Here is a 17,300-nt window from a genome sequence, read left to right as displayed (position 1 = left end):
AGGGGCGGGTCTTGCCCGATGCTTCCGCCAAGATGCCTGGATCAGCCAGCCGGCCGATGTGATGACGGCCACTGAGGACTCAAGCCTGAAGATCTGAAGACAGAGGACTGACCAGACATGAAGCGTGACTACTACGAAGTGCTCGGCGTCTCCAAGGAGGCCGGGGCGGATGAACTGAAGAAGGCCTATCGCAAGCTGGCCATGGAACTTCATCCCGACCGCAATCCTGGCAACAAGGAGGCGGAGGAGAAGTTCAAGGAGGCTGCCGAGGCCTACAGCGTGCTGTCGGACTCCGAGAAGCGGAAGGCCTATGACCAGTACGGCCACGCCGGCCTGGGCGGTGCGGGCGGCGGCCAGCAGTTCCAGTTCGACCCCAACCAGTTCGCGGATTTCGAGGACATTCTCGGCAGCTTCTTCGGCGGGGGCCTCTTCGGGGACCTCTTCGGCGGCGGCGGCCGGCGCCGGTCCAGCGGCGAAGAACGGGGTTCGGACCTGCAGTACAACTTGAAGCTCAGCTTCAAGGATGCGGTTTTCGGCAAGGAGAGCGTGGAGCTCAACATCCCGCGCCTGGAGGCCTGCGGCACCTGCCACGGTTCTGGTTGTGAACCGGGCACGCGCCCGGAGACCTGTCCCCAGTGCCGAGGCGCGGGCCAGGTGGCCATGCGCCAGGGCTTCTTCCAGATGCTCACACCCTGCCCTCGCTGCGAAGGCAAGGGCCGCATCATTCCGAAGCCCTGCCGCGAATGTCGCGGGGAGGGGCGGGTCCATCGGAAGGCCAAGGTGAGCTTCAAGGTCCCTGCGGGCGTGGACCGGGGCACGCGTCTCCGCCTCCAGAACCAGGGCGAGGCCGGGCGATTCGGCGGCCGCACCGGTGATCTCTACGTGGTGTTCGACGTGGAGCAGGATCCGAAGTACGAGCGCGACGGGGTTGATCTCCACCAACGGCTGGAGGTGTCCTGGCCCCTGCTGGTGACCGGCGGCGCGCTCGAAGTCGAAACGCCCTATGGGGCGGACAAGGTGAAGCTGGCAGCGGGAACCCCCGCGGATCACGTGGTGAAGCTCGTAAACGCCGGTGTCCCCCGGCTCCAGGGCAGCGGCCGCGGTGATCTCTACCTGCACCTGCGGGTGGCTGTGCCCAAGTCCCTCAACCCCGAACAGCGCCAGCTGCTGGAACAGCTCCGCCGCAGCCTCGATGGCGAGCCCGCCGAGGCTGGCGAGGAGGGTTTCCTCTCCAAGGTGTTCGGCTCCGAGAAGGGTGGGAAGAAGAAGCGGAAGTAGGGAGTCCAGCCTGGAATCCAGACTCCGGACGTCCCTTACCCCCCCGCCACCACCACCTGCCGCTTACCTTCCCGCTTGGCGCACAGGAGGGCGCGGTCGGCCTGTTCGATGAGATGCCCTGCGCCGTCGGCGTGCTCGGGGAAGGCAGCCACACCGGCACTGAGGGAGATGGCCAGGTGGTCACTCCCGAGGGTGACCGGCTGGCCCAGGAGGACCTGGACGAGGCGCTCCGCGAGCTTCTGGGCGCCCCGGGCCAGGGTGCCCGGCATGAGAATGCAGAACTCGTCCCCTCCGTAGCGGTAGAGGCGGTCGTGGGCACGGCAGAGGCGCTGCGCGGTGCGGGCTACGGCTTCCAGCACGATGCTCCCCGCCGGGTGGCCGTACTGACTGTTCACCTGCTTGAGGTCGTCCACATCAAGAAACACCAGGGCCACGGACTCGCCCTTGGCGGCGGCGGCACGCACGGCCTGAGGCAGTTCCGCCTCCAGGCAGCGGCGGTTCTGGGCCACAGTGAGGTCGTCCTTGAAGGACAAGGCCCGGCTTTCCTCCAGGCGCCAGGCATTGAGCAACAGGGGCTCCACGTCCTCGAAGCCGAGGAGAAACCGCTCCGGCGACTCATGCGGATCCAGCAGCCGCAAGAGACCCAGCTCCTCCGAGGCCCCCAGCAGGAACGCCTCCCCTCGGCGCACCAGCGCGGCGGCTTCCTGACGGGGCAGGGGGGCCTCGGGGAACGACCCATCGCCCGCGCGCTGGTAGAATAGGTTGTCCTTCCTGAGCCAGATGGCGCCGCCCCGCGCCCGGGATTGGCTGATGGCCCGGCTCAGCATGAGCTTCAGGAGATCATCCAGCGAGGCGAGGTGGAGCATCTGGCGCAGCCAGCCTTCGCTGCCGAGGTCCCGCTGTCGCAGATGCCGGAGCGCCTCACGGGCCGCTTCGAGGGGACGGTCCTGAAGCAGCACCCAACCGGGCCTCAGCTCCAGCACCGCGCTGATCTCCTCTGCCTCCGCCTGCTGCACCCACCACAGGATCTCCGATCCCTCCGCGGGGATCAGCCTTGGGTCCGGCCGTTCCGCGACCAGCACCAGCGAACCGGGCCCCGGCCCGGGCATCACGTCGTGGCCCCAGGCCTCCAGGGCCGCGCGCAAGGCGTCGCCAGCCCGGGAGGGATGTGGTTCCAGCCAGTGGATGCGACGCATGGAACTCCCAGAAGGATGGTTCTTGGCGGGTGCCGGGGTCAACCCAGCGCGGCTTCCAGCCTCAGCGCCAGCTGGCCGAGGTGGGCGGCGAGTTGCTCCAGGATGGGAAGAGAGCCTTCCCGCTGGCCGCGTTCAGCCCGGACCCAGCGCTTGAGGAGGGTCACGGCCTGGGCATCGCGGACACCGAGGCGCTTGGCGTTCTGGATCAGCTTGTGGGAGAGCCGCGTGCGCTCCGGTCCCGTCGACCCCTCCTTCAGGCCGGCGATGAGCCTCAGGGCCTCCTGGGCCACTTCCAGATCCTGGCGGATGAGGGGAACCCGCGCATTGATCCGGAGGAGGAACAGCTCCAGGAACCGCAGCAGCTCGCCCAGCACGTCCATGCTGTCGCGCAGGGCCTGGTGGACCTCCTCGGGGGACTCCAGGAGCCGGCCCAGATCCTGGATGAGCCGCTCGGCCTCTTCCCGGTCCGGCCGTCGCATCAGCGGGAATTCCGGGCTGCGGCGGAAGGTCAGCAGATGGCGGTAGGACTGGGCGAGCCCCAGAGCCAGCCGCGGCCAGTCCTGAAGCTCCAGGCTGAGCAGGAGCTGGGCGTGGATGGGCGGGACCTGCTCCCAGAGCCGCTGGATGCGGAGCCGGAGTCGCTCGCCCTCCTCCATCATGCTGGGGGATTCCGGGAAGAGCCGCTGCTGCACGTCGGGTGAGAACAGGCCGACCAGTTCACCCATGAGCTGCTTCTGGTGATTGACAAGCAGGCCGCGCAGGTTGTCCAGGGTGTGGGCCAGCTGGTCCGCGTCCGCCCCCGCCAGGGCCTGCTGCAGGAGGCTGCGCAGGGTCGCCTGGTCCTGGCGAAGGCTCAGGACGGCCTGGCGGAGGTAGGCTCGGAGCCGCGGCACTTCAGGTCGGTTCGGATCCAGCAGCTCGGCCCGCCCCGGGTCGTAGGCACGCTCCGCGACACGGCCCAGCTCTGATTCGATGACGAGGAAGGTGGGCACGGCACCATAGAGGTCCTGGGCGCTGGCACCGGCGGCGGGTTCCAGGGATTCCATGAGCCCCATGAGCGAGATGTGGCTGGCCAGGGCCCGTGCGACCACCGAGAAGAGGGCCCGGTCCTCCCGGCGGAGGTCCTGGAGCAGCTGCCGCAGGTCGGCGGGCATGCGCTCCCGGAACAATTCCGCATCCATGCGGGGCAGGACCCAGCCCAGGTGGTCCCAGAGCCAGCGGAGGCTACCACGCACCTGCTCCACCGCGGGCCAGTGGATGCCCCGATCCAGGGGGCGCAACAGGCTCAGCCGCAGGTTGGATACCACGTTCTGCAGCAGCAGCAGGGGCTCCACCCGGGCGTGGAATTCCGGGGGAATGCAGGACTCGAGCTGCTCCGCCAGCCGGGCAAGGGATTCCTCCAGCCGGCCCTGGCCCTGGATGGCCCGGTTCACCACCTTCATCTGGGCGTTCAGGCTGGTGACGGCTTCAGGCCCGTCCTGGCAGAACTGGAGGGCCGCCAGGATCTGCCGGAAGGAGTCGCGATGGTCCTCCAGAAAGGCGGCCCACAGCGCCCTGAGGGCCCCGGCTTCCTCCCCTGGGGGGGGGGCCATGGCCCGGAGGGAGGCCAGCAGGTCGAGGAGGAGTCCCACCCAGGCCGGTTGTTCCAGCTCCACCATCAGCTCGCGGTGAGCCGTTCCGGTCAGGTGGGCCAGCCGCCCCAGGCTGTGCTGGAGAACCTGGCCCATGGAGGCCCGGGCCTCGCCGAGTCGGCGAGGGGAGAACTGATGCAGGAAGGCCAGGAAGAGGCCGAGGTTGCGTCGTAGGTTGGCCTGGGCTGGGGATTCCCCGGCATGCATGACGTCCCGCGCGGGGGCTTCCAGCAGTGGATCCAGGTCACCGGCCCCTTCCCGGAGGATGTCCTCCAGCAGGGTGAGGTCAGTCCTGGATAGACCCTTCTCCCGGATCAACTGCCGGGCCAGCAGTAGGCGCTGGGGCTGGGTTCCTGGGACAGGCATGGCGAAAGCATACAACGGGCCGGTCGAAGGAATGGAGGCTGGACGCCGGGACGAGGGCGGAGGCGGGAATGACCCTGGGAGGTGATACCATCGCCTCACCCCATCCGGAGGCAGCCAGTGGTCAGCAAGCTAGGGGAAATGCTCGTCAAGGCTCAGCTCATCACGGATGCCCAGTTGGAAGAAGTTATCAGGGTCCAGCGGCGCGAGGGTGGCAAGCTCGGCAGCATCGTGGTGCGCCAGGGCTACTGCTCCGATCAGGACATCGTGAGCTTCCTCGGCATGCAGTACGGCGTGCCCGCGGCGGACCTGGAACAGTGGCCACCCATCGACGCGAGCGTGATCGCCCTGATCCCCAAAGACCTGGCCCAGCGCCACAAGGTGCTGCCCCTCCAGCGCACGGGCAACGTGCTGACCCTGGCCATGTCCGATCCCACCGATATCTTCGCCATGGACGATGTGCGGTTCCACACCGGCTACAACGTGGATCCGGTCGTGTCCAGCGAGATGGGCCTCGTGCGGGCGGTCGAGAAGTACTACGGTGGTGCCAGCGGCGTGCGGCTGGCGGACAGCCAGGGTGGCCGCAGCACCATGGCCACCATGGGCGGGGTGGCGGCCGGCCCCACCGACACTGGCGTTCCCAATCCCTTCAACGAACAGGATGAGCACATCGACCTCCAGGAACTGGAGCAGGAACTCGACGCCGATGCCGAGTACGAGGCCACGGATGACGACGAGGAGAGCATCAACGTCGGCGCCCTGAAACGGGGCAGCGAAGACGCCCCGGTGGTGAAGCTCGTGAACATGGTGCTCATCGACGCCATCAAGCGCGGCGCCTCCGACATCCACATCGAGCCCTACGAGAAGAACTACCGGATCAGGTTCCGCATCGACGGCATCCTCATGGAGGTCATGCGCCCGAACCTCAAGCTGAAGGACCCGCTCACCTCCCGCGTGAAGATCCTGGCCAAGCTCAACATCGCCGAGAAGCGCCTCCCCCAGGACGGCCGCATCAAGCTCCGCGTGAACATGGGCGGCCGCCAGAAGGTCATCGACTACCGCGTGAGCATCCTGCCCACCCTCTTCGGCGAGAAGATCGTGCTGCGGTTGCTGGACAGCGACAAGCTCATGCTCGACCTCACCAAGCTGGGCTTCGAGCAGGAGAGCCTGGAGCGTTGGGACCGGCAGATCTCCAAGCCCTACGGCATGGTGCTGGTGACGGGACCCACGGGCTCGGGCAAGACCAACACGCTGTATTCCTCCATCGCCAAGCTCAATACGGTGGACACCAACATCCTCACCGCCGAGGATCCGGTGGAATTCAACTTCCCCGGCATCAACCAGGTGCAGATGAAGGAGCAGATCGGCCTGAACTTCGCGGCCGCCCTGCGCTCCTTCCTGCGGCAGGACCCGAACATCATCCTCGTGGGCGAGATCCGCGACTTCGAGACTGCTGAAATCGCCATCAAGGCGAGCCTCACGGGCCACCTGGTGCTGTCCACCCTGCATACCAACGATGCCCCCAGCACCATCAACCGCCTCATGAACATGGGCGTGGAACCCTTCCTGGTGGCCACTTCGGTGAACATCATCTGTGCCCAGCGCCTCGTGCGCCGGTTGTGCAGCAGCTGCAAGGCGGTGGACACCCACCACCAGCCGGAGGAGGCGCTGCGCGAAGTGGGCTTCACCCCGGAGGAGATCCAGCGGGGCATCACGTTCTACAAACCGGTCGGGTGCGATATTTGCAACAAGCGGGGCTACAAGGGCCGCGTGGGCCTCTATGAGGTACTGGAGATGTCCGAGACCCTCAAGGACATGATCCTCACGGGGGCCTCGGCCATTGAATTGCGTGAGCAGGGCCAGAAGGAGGGCATGATCACCCTTCGCCGTTCTGGGTGCCGCAAAGTCCTCGATGGCGTCACCACCATCGAAGAGATCATCCGCGAGACTGTCCTCTAGGAAAGGTACATGCATGAGTGAGATTGGTTCGAACTACGTGGCTCCGCTGCAGCAGCTGCTCAAGACGATGGTGGAGTACGGGGGCACGGACCTCCACATCACCACGGATACGGCGCCGCAGATCCGCATCGACGGGCGCATGGTGCCCCTCAAGCTGCCGCCCATGGATGCCTCCCAGACCCGCTGGCTCTGCTATGGCGTCATGACGGACCAGCAGAAGCACCGCCTGGAGGAGGACCTCGAGGTGGACTTCTCCTTCGGCCTCCAGGGCGTGGCCCGGTTCCGGGCCAACGTCTTCAACCAGCGCGGCGCCACGGCAGGGGTCTTCCGCACCATCCCCGAGAACATCCGCAGCTTCGACCAGCTGGGCCTTCCGCCCTCGGTCCAGGCCCTCTGCGACAAGCCCCGCGGCCTGGTGCTGGTGACCGGGGTGACCGGTTCCGGCAAGTCCACGACCCTGGCCGCCATGGTGGACAAGATCAACGCGGAAGAGCCGGTCCACATCCTCACCATCGAGGATCCGGTGGAATACGTCCACCGGCACAAACGAGCCCTGGTGAACCAGCGCGAGATCCACGCCGATACCCACAGCTTCAAGAAGGCTCTGCGCTCGGCCCTGCGCCAGGACCCCGATGTGGTGCTGGTGGGCGAAATGCGCGACCTGGAGACCATCGAATCGGCCCTCACCATCGCCGAGACGGGCCATCTCACCTTCGCCACCCTGCACACCAACAGCACGGTGCAGACCATCAACCGCATCATCGACGTGTTCCCCAGCCACCAGCAGGCCCAGGTGAGGGCGCAGCTTTCCCTCGTGCTGGAGGGCGTCATCTGCCAGAGCCTCATCCCCAAGGCGGGGGGCAAAGGCCGGGCCCTGGCACTGGAGATCATGATCCCCAACTCCGCCATCCGGAACCTCATCCGCGAAGACAAGATCCATCAGATCTACGGCACCATGCAGTCCGGCCAGGCGAAATACGGCATGCAGACCTTCAACCAGAGCCTCTCCGATCTGGTGCTCCGCAAGGAGATCACCCAGGAGCAGGCCTTCGAGTATTCGTCGAACACCGATGAACTGCGGGAACTCATCAACCGGGGCGTGGGCGTCGGCTCGGCTGGCGGCCGTGGAGCCGTCGCGGCCCAACCCGCCACCACCAGCAATCCCGCGCTTGGCGGGCGGAACCCCAACATCAAGTACACCTAGGCTCTCTTCTCACGACCCATTAGTGCTTCACCACTGATCCATTCCTGCCTATCCTGAAGGCACCACCGTTCCTAGCCCGCCGAGGTCCGCATGCCCGCATACGCATGGAAAGGCAAGAATCGAATGGGGGAGGCCCAGGAGGGCGTCCTGGTGTCCGAATCCCGGGATGCCGCCGCCGCCACCTTGAAGCGGAATGGCATCGAAGTCACCTCCATCGGCGCCATGGCTGCCAAGGGCACCAAGTCCTTCGGCAAGGTGAAGCCCAAGGAACTGGCCATCTTCACCCGGCAGTTCAGCGTCATGATCGACGCCGGCCTGCCTCTGGTGCAGTGCCTGGAGATCCTCGGCGCCCAGCAGCAGGACAAGGGCTTCCAGAAGATCATCGAGGCGGTGCGGGGGGACGTGGAGCAGGGCCTCACCCTGCAGGCCGCCCTCTCCAAGCATCCCAAGGCCTTCAACGACCTCTACGTGAACATGGTGGGCGCCGGCGAGAGTGGCGGCATTCTGGATGTCATCCTCCAGCGGCTGTCGGGCTACATCGAGAAGGCCGTGAAGCTCACCGCCAAGGTGAAGGGCGCGATGACCTACCCCGTGGCCGTCATCTCCATCGCCATCGCCGTGGTGGTCATCATCATGGTGAAGGTGATCCCCGTCTTCTCCGCCATGTATGACGGTCTGGGCAGCAAGCTGCCCTTTCCAACCCTGGTTTGCATGGCCCTTTCCACCGCCCTCATCAACTACAGCTGGCTGATCGTCATCGCTGTCGTCGTCATCGTGGTGGGCCTGCGCCAGTATTACAAGACACCGGGGGGTCGGCTCATGATTGATTCCCTCATGCTGAAGGTCCCCATCATCGGCGATGTGCTCCGCAAGGTGGCCGTGGCCCGGTTCTGCCGCACCCTGGGCACCCTCATCAGTTCCGGCGTACCCATCCTCGAAGGCATGGACATCACGGCCCGGACGGCTGGCAATATGGTCATCCAGAACGCCATCCTCAAGTCCAAGGATGCCGTGGAGCAGGGCCGCAACATCGCTACTCCCCTGGCTGAAACCAAGGTCTTCCCACCCATGGTGGTGCAGATGGTGGGTGTGGGCGAGGCTACGGGTGCCTTGGATGCCATGCTGTCCAAGGTGGCTGATTTTTATGAGGACGAGGTGGACAATGCCGTGGCCAACCTCACCAGCCTCATGGAGCCTGTCATGATCGCCATGCTTGGTGGCATCATCGGTTTCATTGTGGTGGCCATGTATCTGCCCATCTTCAACCTGGCCAACGTGTTCGGGAAGGACTGATCGTGGCGGTTTCGCACGCCCCTTGCATGCTTTCCTGAACCCCTTGGAGGTCCCCCATGTCCGGCCTATTGTCCCGATTGTCCTCCCGCCCCCGTCCCGGCACCATCCGCGGATTCTCACTAGTCGAACTGCTGCTGGTGCTGGCCATCATCGGCATCATCAGCGCCATCGCCATCCCCAGCTTCATGGGTCAGCGGCGTCGAGCGAGGGTCATCGGTGATGCCATGTCCAACGCCAAGACCCTCCAGATGATCCTGGAGAACCGCAAAGCTGAAACGGGCCTCTACGCTGCAGAAGGCACCTATGACTGGACGGTGGATGGCAAAGCCGCCACCGGTCCCGCTCTCCTCCCCACGTTCACGCCTCAAGGCAATAGCAAGATGGACTACACCCTGGTGGTGGATGCCAGCGGTCTCACATACACGTTGACCGTCAGGGATCCAAACATTGATGGCGGGGTCACTGCCTATCAAACTGACCAATCCGGTAAGGAGCTTGCTCGGTTGAAATAATTAGGTCCCCAGTTATTGCAGGGCTCCCTGACTCCGAGCACCTCTGCTTTGCTTGGGCCTATCCATTTCGGTTTCGCCCTGCGTCCGCATAGCCGAGACTCAGAAGGATCGCCCCCGCCACAAGGCTGAAGGTGGCCAGGACCCAGCGCGGGGTCGGCGGCGGAGGAGGGAAGAGCACTTCATCCGGGATATTCTGCCAAGTCCGCACTTTCTTGCCGCTGGGGAGTCGCAACACGTCCTTCTCCGGCTGAAACATGCTGCCTGCCAGGTGTGCCTGCTGTTGGGCGGGGCCGCTTCGAATCATCTGTTCGGCCGCCGCATAAGGCAGCACCCAAGGGATCAGATCCCGCCGCCAAGGTTGGGGCAGCTCCTGGCCTGTGAGCGACATGGTGAGCAGCAGGCCAACGAGGCCAAAGACCACGGGCACTGCCAGGCTGTTGATGCGATCCGAAACCCACAGGTAGAGGGCCATTACCGGCAGGCTACCTAACCACAGCCAACCCAGTGCTTTCGCCATCTGGAGGCCGTGGAAGGGGAAGGCCAGCAGGGGATTTATCCACCCGAAGACCTTCCGCTCCACCGCGAGCAGCAAACTGATGAGAGCCAGCATGGCCGCGCTCAGCAGTAGCGCGGAGATCGCCTTCGCCAGGAAGATGCCGCGGCGGGACATGGGCATGGCGTAGAGGTGACGCCAGGTCTTGAACCGGTGCTCAGGCCGGAAGAGCAAGGCCGGGAGGAGGGCCAGCATTAGGGGGTGGAAGAAGCCGCCCCAAAGGGCCACCACCATCTTCACCTGGAGGAGGTCAAAGGTGGCCTGGAGCTTGGGGGTCAACACCCGCAGGCTGAGGAAGGTCCGCTCAATCACCAGGCTTTCGAAGAGCAGGAACAGGAGAGGTAGCAGCCAGACCAAGCGCAGGGCGACGGATCGTCGCAGCTTCAGGCCCTCGGCAGCCAGCAGGCGGGAGAAGGGTCGCACAGTAGCCTCCTCAGGCCCGGGGCTCGTGGTGCCGCGTGAAATCGAGGGCCCCCAGGGCGACCATGGCCCCGGCAGACAACAGGCTGCCCACCGCGTAAGCCCAGGGCAGCGCCCGCCAGCGCTCGAACATGATCGCCATGTGGGCCGCCAACCCCCAAGGCAGCAGCTGGACCAGGGCCGACCCGCCCACCAGACGCTGGGTGAACCAGCTGCCGGCCAAGGCCGCCGCCAAGCCAATCCACAACCCGGGAATCCGCATGGATAGCCAGGTCTGGAAGGCCACTATCGCCACTAGAGCCAGGGCTGAATAACCGGCGAACCGCGCGAAGGTGGCCAGCGGTAGGGGACCCATCAGCAGACCGGGCTGGTCCCGCAGGAGGAGGCCACCGAGGAGGAGCAGCAGTGCGAACAGTGCCAGGGACAGCAGGAGCAAGGCTAGGTGGCTGAGCGTCTTCACCAGGTAGTGGGTGCGTCGAGGCACAGGCTGGATCAGGAGCAGGTTCCAGGTCCTGGCCTCGCGCTCCTGCTCCCAGGATAGTTCGCTCACCAGGGCGACAATGACGGGCATAACCACTAGGTTCCAAGCTACGAAGTTCAACTCCAGCCAGAACTGGAAGCCGGGCTTGAACATGCGGATTCGGCTTTCTGAGAACCAGAAGATCACCGCCAGAAATCCCGTCTGGCACAGGGGTCCCAGAATTGCCGTGAGCAGTAGCCAGCTTTTGCGCCACTTGACCCGCTCAGCCTTGAAGAAGGCCCCCAGGGAGGTCATGCCTCCTCCAGCAACGCCAGGAACCGGGCCTCGAGGTTTACCTTGTGGGGGACTAACTCGTAGAGGGCACAGCCCTGTTTTACTAGAGCAGCCGCGATGCAGGGGGCTTCGTCTGCCGGAGCCTGGATCCACAGGCGCCCTTCGGCCTCCCGGATAGGGAAGCCCAGTTCCCGCAGTGACTCCAACGCCCTATTCGTATCCCCCACTCGCACGGTCAGCTCCGCCTCGTCCAAGGAACCCAAACTCGTCGTAGGGCCCTGGTAGCGGAGCCGACCTTTGTGGATGATGACCAGATCCTCGGCCACCTGCTCCACCTCGGCTAGCAGGTGGCTGGACAGAAAGACAGTTGTCCCCGCCTCCTTCGGCAGGTTTCGGATCAGCTCACGCATGTCCTGAATACCCGAAGGATCCAGGCCGTTGGTGGGCTCATCCAGGATGAGGAGGCGGGGTTCACCCAGTAGGGCCAAGGCCATGCCCAACCGCTGGCGCATGCCCAGAGAGTATTCGCGTACCGGGCGTCGTGCATCCCTGGCCAAGTCCACCAGCTTCAGCACCCGATCTCCATCGGATGGGAGCGCTCCCCGCATCAACCGGGTAATCTCTAGGTTCTCCTGCCCAGTCAGGTGGTCGTAGAGGGATGGGGATTCCACGAGAGCCCCGATCTGCGCCAGAGCCTCCGCGTGGCCCGGTGGTAGCCCCAGCACTTCACAGGTGCCAGCCTGGGCCTTTAGCAAGCCCAGGAGCAGGGAGATGGTGGTGGTCTTGCCGGCGCCATTGGGCCCGAGAAAGGCTGTGATACAGCCCTCCCGAACTCGGAGGTCCAGGTCGGCCACTACCTTAGTCTTGCCAAAGCGGCGAGTCAAACCTTGGGACCAGATGGCATGTTCCATGTCGATCTTCTCCGAGATGGGCTTGTCTGAGAGTATCGGATCTTACCCGTGTGGGTTAGGAATGCCGGAGACCTAAAAAAAGGGGCCCGAAGGCCCCTTTTTAGAAAAAACTAGCAACTACTCGACGTTGCTGACCTTGACGAAAACATTCGCATCCGTATTGGTAGCGTCCTTGAAGGTATTGTTCAAATATGCTGCGGTTGCGGCAACACCGGGGGCCGTAGCCGTAGCAGGTAGGTAGCCGATCTGGACTTGACCCTTGTTATCTGCGGTAGCAGCACCCTTGGTCGCTGAACCGATAGTGTCCGTTTCAGTCACCACCACCGCATTGTAGGCAGCCAGGGCGCCAATGGTGTTCCAGGGGTTCTTGGCGGTCCAGACCACTGGGATCTGGCTTGTCGCAGCAGAGTCACCCACAATGTTCGCGGTGAACGTATCAACCGTGGATACATCCACGCCGTTCTCGCGGGCCTTGTCGTAGGCCGAGACAATGTCACCGACGACACTGACGCAGTTTTCCTGGCTGCTCTTGTCGCGAGCGCGGGACCGCTGGCCCAGCAGGGCGGGGATGGCGATGGCGCTGATGATGCCGATGATGGCCAGCACGAGCAGCAGCTCGATAAGGGTGAAGCCCTTCTGGTTCTTCATGGAGTTCTCCTATGGGCGGTTGCCGGGCTTAAGGTATCAATCCCTGTGCCAAGCGGCCAGAAAGATTTCGAATCCTTGTCCTGAAAGGGTATCGGGCGCATCTTCCGCCGATGCTGGGCGCGGGAAGTCAACCTCGTGTCACGGGACTGACGCGTTGGGTCAGCCCTCTGGCTCCATTGCGTCCACCCATGCCGGCACCCCGGCAGTGGAGGTCGCGCTCTAAGAGTTCCCTGGCCAGGCCGCAGGGATCCTTGAAGTGGAAAAGCGGGGACGGAGTGGACAGGGTTCCCAGGGCGTAACAGGGCCAGAGAGTAAAGCCGATGGCTTTAATCCTGTCCAAGCTTTTCCAGGAGTTCCCGTGCGCCCCGGTGCCTGGGGTCGAGCTTGAGGGCTTCCTGGGCGGCCCGTCGGGCTTCCGCCGGGCGGCCGAGTGCCTGGAGGATCTGGCCTTTGCGCCACCAGGCGCCGGGATAGCCGGAACTGCCGCCTTCGAGGGGTTCGCGCAGCACCTGGTCGAGAGCGGCGAGGCCTTCGGGGCGGTGGAGGCCGCTGGCGGCGGCTACCTTGCCCAGTTGCAGGCGCAGGAGGCTGGGGGCGTCCACCTGGGTGAGGTGGTCCTGCACGACCTGCCAGGCGAGGTCAGGCCGCCCGCCGTGCAGGTAGGCGTCGCTCACGGCGGCCACGCCGCGGGCGCGGGTGCGCACGCCGGGCAGCAGACGGGGGGCCTCCGCCAGCAGGCGGGCGTTCTTCCCGGCCTCGCCCAGGGCCCGCTTGGCCGGGCGGTGATCCAGAGCGTCCAGCCATTGGCCCACCACTTCGGGATCCTGGGGGGCCTGGGCGAGGGCGCGGCCAAAGTAGGGCTCGGCCTCGCGCCACTTGTCCTCCTCCACCAGGATGAGGGCCTGGAGCAGGTCGCCCCGGGACGGGGCCACGCGTCGCAGCTGATCGGCGCAACGCAGCGCCTTCTTCGTGGAGCCGCCCAGGATTCCCGGCAGCATCTCGTAGGCCAGCCCCAGGCTCATCCAGGCGGCGGCGAGGGTGGGGTCGGCCTGGGTGGCGGCCCGCAGGTCGTCCATGGCATCCAGGGCGCCACGGAGGCCGCCGAGATCGCGTTGGCGGATGGCCTCGCCGGCCCGGGCTAGGCCATGGGCCAGCAGGGCGTCCGCCAACCCGGGTTTCAGGGCGAGGGCACGATCCGCCGCGGCGCGGGCTTCGGTGAAGCGCTGGAGGCTGGACAGGGCCTGGGATTTCGCGGCCCAGGCGGTGGCGTCCTTGCCGTCCTGCCGCAGTCGGGCCTCGGCCTCGGCCAGCACTTTGAGGTAGCGCCCGGCGTCCAGATCGGCACGGAAGGCGGGGGCTCCGGGCTGGGTCAAGAAGATGAGGGCGATGGGGACGGGGAGGGGCACGGGCATCCTTCACAAGCAAACGCGAAGACAGGATTAACAGGATTGAAAGCTGGATGAACAGGATTGGGGGAAGAACTTTTTTGCCACCAATTTCAGTGATTTCAGTGATCAAGCCAGTGATTCCCGATCCAGCGCTGCATGGGCCCAGAGAGGGTGTCAGGGTCGCGCCTTTTTGGGATGTGCTGCCTGACACCCTCTCTGACTTCCGGCAAAGCCTGGAAGCGGCCTCTGGCTGGCCCGTGCGGGAAGCATCCGGGGCCCAATCACCGCAATCACTGAAACCGGTGGCTGAACATCTTTGGGCTTCAGAATCCGGTCATCCCCGGTAGCTGCAGGCTTCGTCCTGACTCCGGGTATAGCCCGGGAATGCGGTTCTGCGCTATGCTAAGTGATTGTTTGCACACGACTCTGGAGGAGATCGCATGAGCGTCAAGGGCGGGTTGTTGGAGGGGAAGCGCGGCCTGATCATCGGCGTGGCGAACAAGCGGTCCATCGCCTGGGGCATCACCCAGAAGGTGGCCGAAGCCGGCGCCCAGCTCTGCCTGACCTACCAGAACGAGCGCCTGGGCGAGAACGTCCGCGAGCTGGCGGTGGACCTGAAGAACCCCCTCCTCCTGCCCATGGACGTGGGCAGCGACAGCCAGATCGTCATGGCCTTCGACGAGATTCGCAAGAAGTGGGGCAAGCTCGACTTTCTGGTGCATGCGGTGGCCTACGCACCCCGGCAGGCTCTGGAAGGCCGGTTCGTGGAAACCAGCCGAGAGGATTTCCGTGTCGCCCACGACATCAGCGCCTACTCGCTGGCGGCCGTCTGCAATGCGGCCCAACCCCTGATGGCTGAGGGCGGCTCCGTCGTGACCCTCAGCTACCTGGGGGGCGAGCGGGTGGTGCCCGGCTACAACGTGATGGGTGTGGCCAAGGCCGCCCTGGAATCCACCGTGCGCTACCTGGCCGCCGACCTGGGCCCCCAGGGCATCCGCGTGAACGCCATTTCGGCGGGCCCCATCAAGACCCTGGCTTCCTCGGCCATTCCGGGCATCGGCTCCAAGCTCAAGGCACACCGCTCCCACACGCCGTTGCAGCGGGATACTGACCAGCTGGAAGTGGGCGACGCCGGCGTGTTCCTCGTCAGCGACATGGGCCGCGGCATCACCGGCCAGGTGCTCTACGTGGATGGTGGCTTCAGCATCATGGCGGGCTGATATTCTCCGGGGGTCCCCTCGCAACGCATGCGTTGCGAGGATCTAAGGGCGTGCTGCGCGCACACCCCCGGACCCCCGCGATCAGCCCGGCAGAGCCGGGCGGATCCGCATTCTTTCGGATCCGGGAATCAGGCCTTCAGGCGCACAAGCGTATCCAGCACATCCTGCACGTGCCCCTTCACGCTCACTTTGGGCCAGACGTGGCGGATGACGCCTTTGGGATCGATGAGGAAGGTGCTGCGGATGATGCCTTCGACTTCCTTGCCGTACATCATCTTCTTGCCGAAGGCGCCGAGGGGCTTGAGCAGGGCGCAGTCGGGGTCGGAGAGCAGGCGGAAGGGGAGGCTCTGCTTGGCGATGAAGTTCTGGTGGCTCTTCAGGCTGTCGCGGCTGAGGCCGTAGACCTGGGCGCCGAGGGACTGCACCCGGGCCAGGTTGTCGCGGAAATCGCAGGCCTCCGTGGTGCAGCCGGGGGTGCTGTCCTTGGGATAGGCGTAGAGCACGGTCCAGTGGCCCTTGAAATCCTGGGCCGTGACGGTGTCGCTCTGGTTGTCCTGCAGGGAGAAGGCGGGGAGGGGGTGGCCAACGAGTGAACTCATGGGCGGTAGCCTAATCTGGACCCGCGCTCCTGGATAGGAGATCCGGCGCAGCGGCCGCCGGGGGCCTGTGACCGGGGACAAACCCGGATGCGGACAGAATGGGGCCGCGAGGAAGCTCATGAACCTGACCGAGTACCTGGATGCCGAATGGAAGCCCGCCCTGGGCTGCACCGAACCCGCGGCAGTGGCCCATGCCGCCAGCCTGGCCGCGGCGCAGGGGACGGGTGAGGTCCGCGCAGTGCGCCTGGTGGTGGACCCGCGCACCTACAAGAACTGTCATGCCGTGGGCCTCCCCAACAGCGGCGGCCGCACCGGGATCCTCTGGGCCCTGGCCCTGGGCGCCTGTCTGCCGGACCCCTCCCTGGGCCTGGGCTGCTTCGCGGGGGTGGATGCAGGGGTGCTCGCGGCCGCGGCGGAGCTGCTCGCCCGCAAGGTGATCCGCGTGGAGGTGGATCCCTGCCGCGCCGAGCTCCACATCGACTGCACGGTGGACCGTGAGGACGGCACTGGCCGGGCGGTATTGGAAGTGGAACACACCCATGTGGCGCGGCTGGAGGCGAATGGCGCGGTGGTGGGCGGCGCCCCGGCGCGGATCGGATCCGAAGGGGCACCCTCCGTGCGGGCCACGGTGGGCACCATGGGCCTCCAGGAGCTGCGGAAGGTCGCGGCCACGCTCTCGGATGAGGATCGCCGGCGGCTGCGGGAGGGAGCCGCTTTCAATCTGGCCATGGCCGAGCATGGCGTGTCCCTGCTGCCCGCGGGCTTCGTGCCACCTCCAGGGTCGGACCTCATGACCCGGCTCTCCCGGCTGGTGGCCGCCGGCGTCTTCGCCCGCATGTCCGGCGTGCCCCTCATGGTCGTGTCCCTGGCGGGCTCCGGGAACAAGGGGATCACCGTGTCCGTGCCGGTGACGTTGTGGGGCCGGGCCGGGGGCCATCCCCAGGCGCGCATCGACGAGGCTTTGGCCTTCGCCTGCCTGGTGACCACCGCCACCACCCAGCAGCTGGGCACGCTGTCCGCCGTGTGCGGGGCCGCCAACGCGGCGGGCATCGGCATCGCCCTGGCCATCCTGCTCCTGGAGGGGGCCAACCCAGGGCAGATGGACCTGGCCGTGGCCAACATGGTGGGCAACGTGGCGGGCATGATCTGCGATGGCGCCAAGATCGGTTGCGCGATGAAGGCCATGACCGGCGTGGACGCGGCCTTCCGCTCGGCCACCCTGGCCCTGGCGGACTTCGGCATCCCCGCGACGGACGGCATCGTGGGTGTGGATGGCGACGCCTCCCTGGCCAACCTGGGCCGCCTGGCGCGCCAGGGCATGACCGGCGTGGATGCCGAGGTGCTGGAGATCATGCAGGCGAAGCTCTGAGC

The 17,300-nt window shown here is 65.7% G+C and carries 15 protein-coding genes; 7 read left to right on the top strand and 8 right to left on the bottom strand.

What is annotated here, in order from left to right; translation table 11 throughout:
- The first annotated feature begins 117 nt into the window (after nt 1-117).
- Nucleotides 118-1,278: a molecular chaperone DnaJ gene (dnaJ, locus tag NOV65_RS05745; RefSeq protein WP_257305045.1), complete on the top strand. Its 1,161-nt coding sequence runs from the start codon at nt 118-120 to the stop codon at nt 1,276-1,278.
- Nucleotides 1,279-1,313: 35 nt separating this feature from the next.
- On the opposite strand, the gene NOV65_RS05740 is transcribed toward dnaJ, so the two are convergent.
- Nucleotides 1,314-2,474 carry a GGDEF domain-containing protein gene (locus NOV65_RS05740; protein ID WP_257305043.1) on the bottom strand — a complete coding sequence of 387 codons (1,161 nt, stop codon included), beginning with the start codon at nt 2,472-2,474 and terminating at the stop codon, nt 1,314-1,316.
- A 38-nt stretch (nt 2,475-2,512) separates the two neighbouring features.
- Nucleotides 2,513-4,471: a hypothetical protein gene (locus tag NOV65_RS05735; protein ID WP_257305042.1), complete on the bottom strand. Its 1,959-nt coding sequence runs from the start codon at nt 4,469-4,471 to the stop codon at nt 2,513-2,515.
- A gap of 138 nt (nt 4,472-4,609) precedes the next feature.
- Between NOV65_RS05735 and pilB the strand changes: the two genes are divergently transcribed.
- The 4 genes from pilB (at nt 4,610) to NOV65_RS05715 (ending at nt 9,436) form a co-directional block, all read left to right on the top strand.
- A complete protein-coding gene (pilB, locus tag NOV65_RS05730; RefSeq protein WP_257305040.1) occupies nt 4,610-6,427 on the top strand; it encodes a type IV-A pilus assembly ATPase PilB in 1,818 nt (605 codons plus the stop codon).
- A 37-nt stretch (nt 6,428-6,464) separates the two neighbouring features.
- The gene (locus NOV65_RS05725; protein ID WP_425250838.1) at nt 6,465-7,631 is read left to right on the top strand and encodes a type IV pilus twitching motility protein PilT; all 1,167 of its coding nucleotides are present in this window, start codon (nt 6,465-6,467) and stop codon (nt 7,629-7,631) included.
- 90 nt (nt 7,632-7,721) lie between these two features.
- Complete coding sequence (locus NOV65_RS05720; RefSeq protein WP_257305036.1) at nt 7,722-8,924, top strand: type II secretion system F family protein; 1,203 nt, start codon at nt 7,722-7,724, stop codon at nt 8,922-8,924.
- A 56-nt stretch (nt 8,925-8,980) separates the two neighbouring features.
- The gene (locus NOV65_RS05715; RefSeq protein WP_257305035.1) at nt 8,981-9,436 is read left to right on the top strand and encodes a type IV pilin protein; all 456 of its coding nucleotides are present in this window, start codon (nt 8,981-8,983) and stop codon (nt 9,434-9,436) included.
- A 58-nt stretch (nt 9,437-9,494) separates the two neighbouring features.
- Here the strand turns inward: NOV65_RS05715 and NOV65_RS05710 are convergent, their stop codons facing one another.
- The 5 genes from NOV65_RS05710 to NOV65_RS15545 all read right to left on the bottom strand — a co-directional run bounded on the left by NOV65_RS05710 (nt 9,495) and on the right by NOV65_RS15545 (nt 14,128).
- Nucleotides 9,495-10,412, bottom strand: a complete 918-nt coding sequence (locus tag NOV65_RS05710) for an ABC transporter permease (RefSeq protein ID WP_257305033.1) — start codon at nt 10,410-10,412, stop codon at nt 9,495-9,497.
- Between the two features lie 10 nt (nt 10,413-10,422).
- Entirely contained in the window at nt 10,423-11,184 is a 762-nt protein-coding gene (locus NOV65_RS05705; protein WP_257305031.1) for an ABC transporter permease, read from the bottom strand.
- Nucleotides 11,181-12,074 (bottom strand): ABC transporter ATP-binding protein, encoded by an 894-nt coding sequence (locus NOV65_RS05700; protein WP_257305029.1) that lies wholly within the window; start codon nt 12,072-12,074, stop codon nt 11,181-11,183. Before NOV65_RS05700 ends, NOV65_RS05705 begins: the two co-directional genes overlap by 4 nt.
- Nucleotides 12,075-12,191: 117 nt before the next feature.
- Entirely contained in the window at nt 12,192-12,722 is a 531-nt protein-coding gene (locus NOV65_RS15425) for a prepilin-type N-terminal cleavage/methylation domain-containing protein (protein WP_306671940.1), read from the bottom strand.
- 326 nt (nt 12,723-13,048) lie between these two features.
- Nucleotides 13,049-14,128, bottom strand: coding sequence for a tetratricopeptide repeat protein (locus NOV65_RS15545; protein WP_257305028.1), 1,080 nt, complete (start codon nt 14,126-14,128; stop codon nt 13,049-13,051).
- 422 nt (nt 14,129-14,550) lie between these two features.
- On the opposite strand from NOV65_RS15545, the gene NOV65_RS05685 reads away from it, so the two are divergent.
- Nucleotides 14,551-15,330 (top strand): enoyl-ACP reductase FabI, encoded by a 780-nt coding sequence (locus NOV65_RS05685; protein WP_257305026.1) that lies wholly within the window; start codon nt 14,551-14,553, stop codon nt 15,328-15,330.
- A gap of 128 nt (nt 15,331-15,458) precedes the next feature.
- Here the strand turns inward: NOV65_RS05685 and NOV65_RS05680 are convergent, their stop codons facing one another.
- Nucleotides 15,459-15,929: a peroxiredoxin gene (locus tag NOV65_RS05680; protein ID WP_257305025.1), complete on the bottom strand. Its 471-nt coding sequence runs from the start codon at nt 15,927-15,929 to the stop codon at nt 15,459-15,461.
- Between the two features lie 118 nt (nt 15,930-16,047).
- Between NOV65_RS05680 and NOV65_RS05675 the strand changes: the two genes are divergently transcribed.
- Nucleotides 16,048-17,298: an L-serine ammonia-lyase, iron-sulfur-dependent, subunit alpha gene (locus NOV65_RS05675; RefSeq protein WP_257305024.1), complete on the top strand. Its 1,251-nt coding sequence runs from the start codon at nt 16,048-16,050 to the stop codon at nt 17,296-17,298.
- The last annotated feature ends 2 nt before the right edge of the window (nt 17,299-17,300 follow it).

Origin of the sequence: Geothrix campi (assembly GCF_024609265.1) — a bacterium.
GTDB classification, from domain to species: Bacteria; Acidobacteriota; Holophagae; order Holophagales; family Holophagaceae; genus Geothrix; species Geothrix campi.
The sequence above is the reverse complement of the archived record's forward strand: the minus strand, read 5'-3'. Positions and strand labels throughout refer to the sequence as shown.

Excerpts from the sequence above, each read along its gene's own strand:
- dnaJ (WP_257305045.1), top strand. The coding sequence starts at position 118 with ATGAAGCGTGACTACTACGAAGTGCTCGGCGTCTCCAAGGAGGCCGGG.
- NOV65_RS05740 (WP_257305043.1), bottom strand. The coding sequence starts at position 2,474 with ATGCGTCGCATCCACTGGCTGGAACCACATCCCTCCCGGGCTGGCGAC.
- NOV65_RS05735 (WP_257305042.1), bottom strand. The coding sequence starts at position 4,471 with ATGCCTGTCCCAGGAACCCAGCCCCAGCGCCTACTGCTGGCCCGGCAG.
- pilB (WP_257305040.1), top strand. The coding sequence starts at position 4,610 with ATGCTCGTCAAGGCTCAGCTCATCACGGATGCCCAGTTGGAAGAAGTT.
- NOV65_RS05720 (WP_257305036.1), top strand. The coding sequence starts at position 7,722 with ATGCCCGCATACGCATGGAAAGGCAAGAATCGAATGGGGGAGGCCCAG.
- NOV65_RS05715 (WP_257305035.1), top strand. The coding sequence starts at position 8,981 with ATGTCCGGCCTATTGTCCCGATTGTCCTCCCGCCCCCGTCCCGGCACC.
- NOV65_RS05705 (WP_257305031.1), bottom strand. The coding sequence starts at position 11,184 with ATGACCTCCCTGGGGGCCTTCTTCAAGGCTGAGCGGGTCAAGTGGCGC.
- NOV65_RS05700 (WP_257305029.1), bottom strand. The coding sequence starts at position 12,074 with ATGGAACATGCCATCTGGTCCCAAGGTTTGACTCGCCGCTTTGGCAAG.
- NOV65_RS15425 (WP_306671940.1), bottom strand. The coding sequence starts at position 12,722 with ATGAAGAACCAGAAGGGCTTCACCCTTATCGAGCTGCTGCTCGTGCTG.
- NOV65_RS05685 (WP_257305026.1), top strand. The coding sequence starts at position 14,551 with ATGAGCGTCAAGGGCGGGTTGTTGGAGGGGAAGCGCGGCCTGATCATC.
- NOV65_RS05680 (WP_257305025.1), bottom strand. The coding sequence starts at position 15,929 with ATGAGTTCACTCGTTGGCCACCCCCTCCCCGCCTTCTCCCTGCAGGAC.
- NOV65_RS05675 (WP_257305024.1), top strand. The coding sequence starts at position 16,048 with ATGAACCTGACCGAGTACCTGGATGCCGAATGGAAGCCCGCCCTGGGC.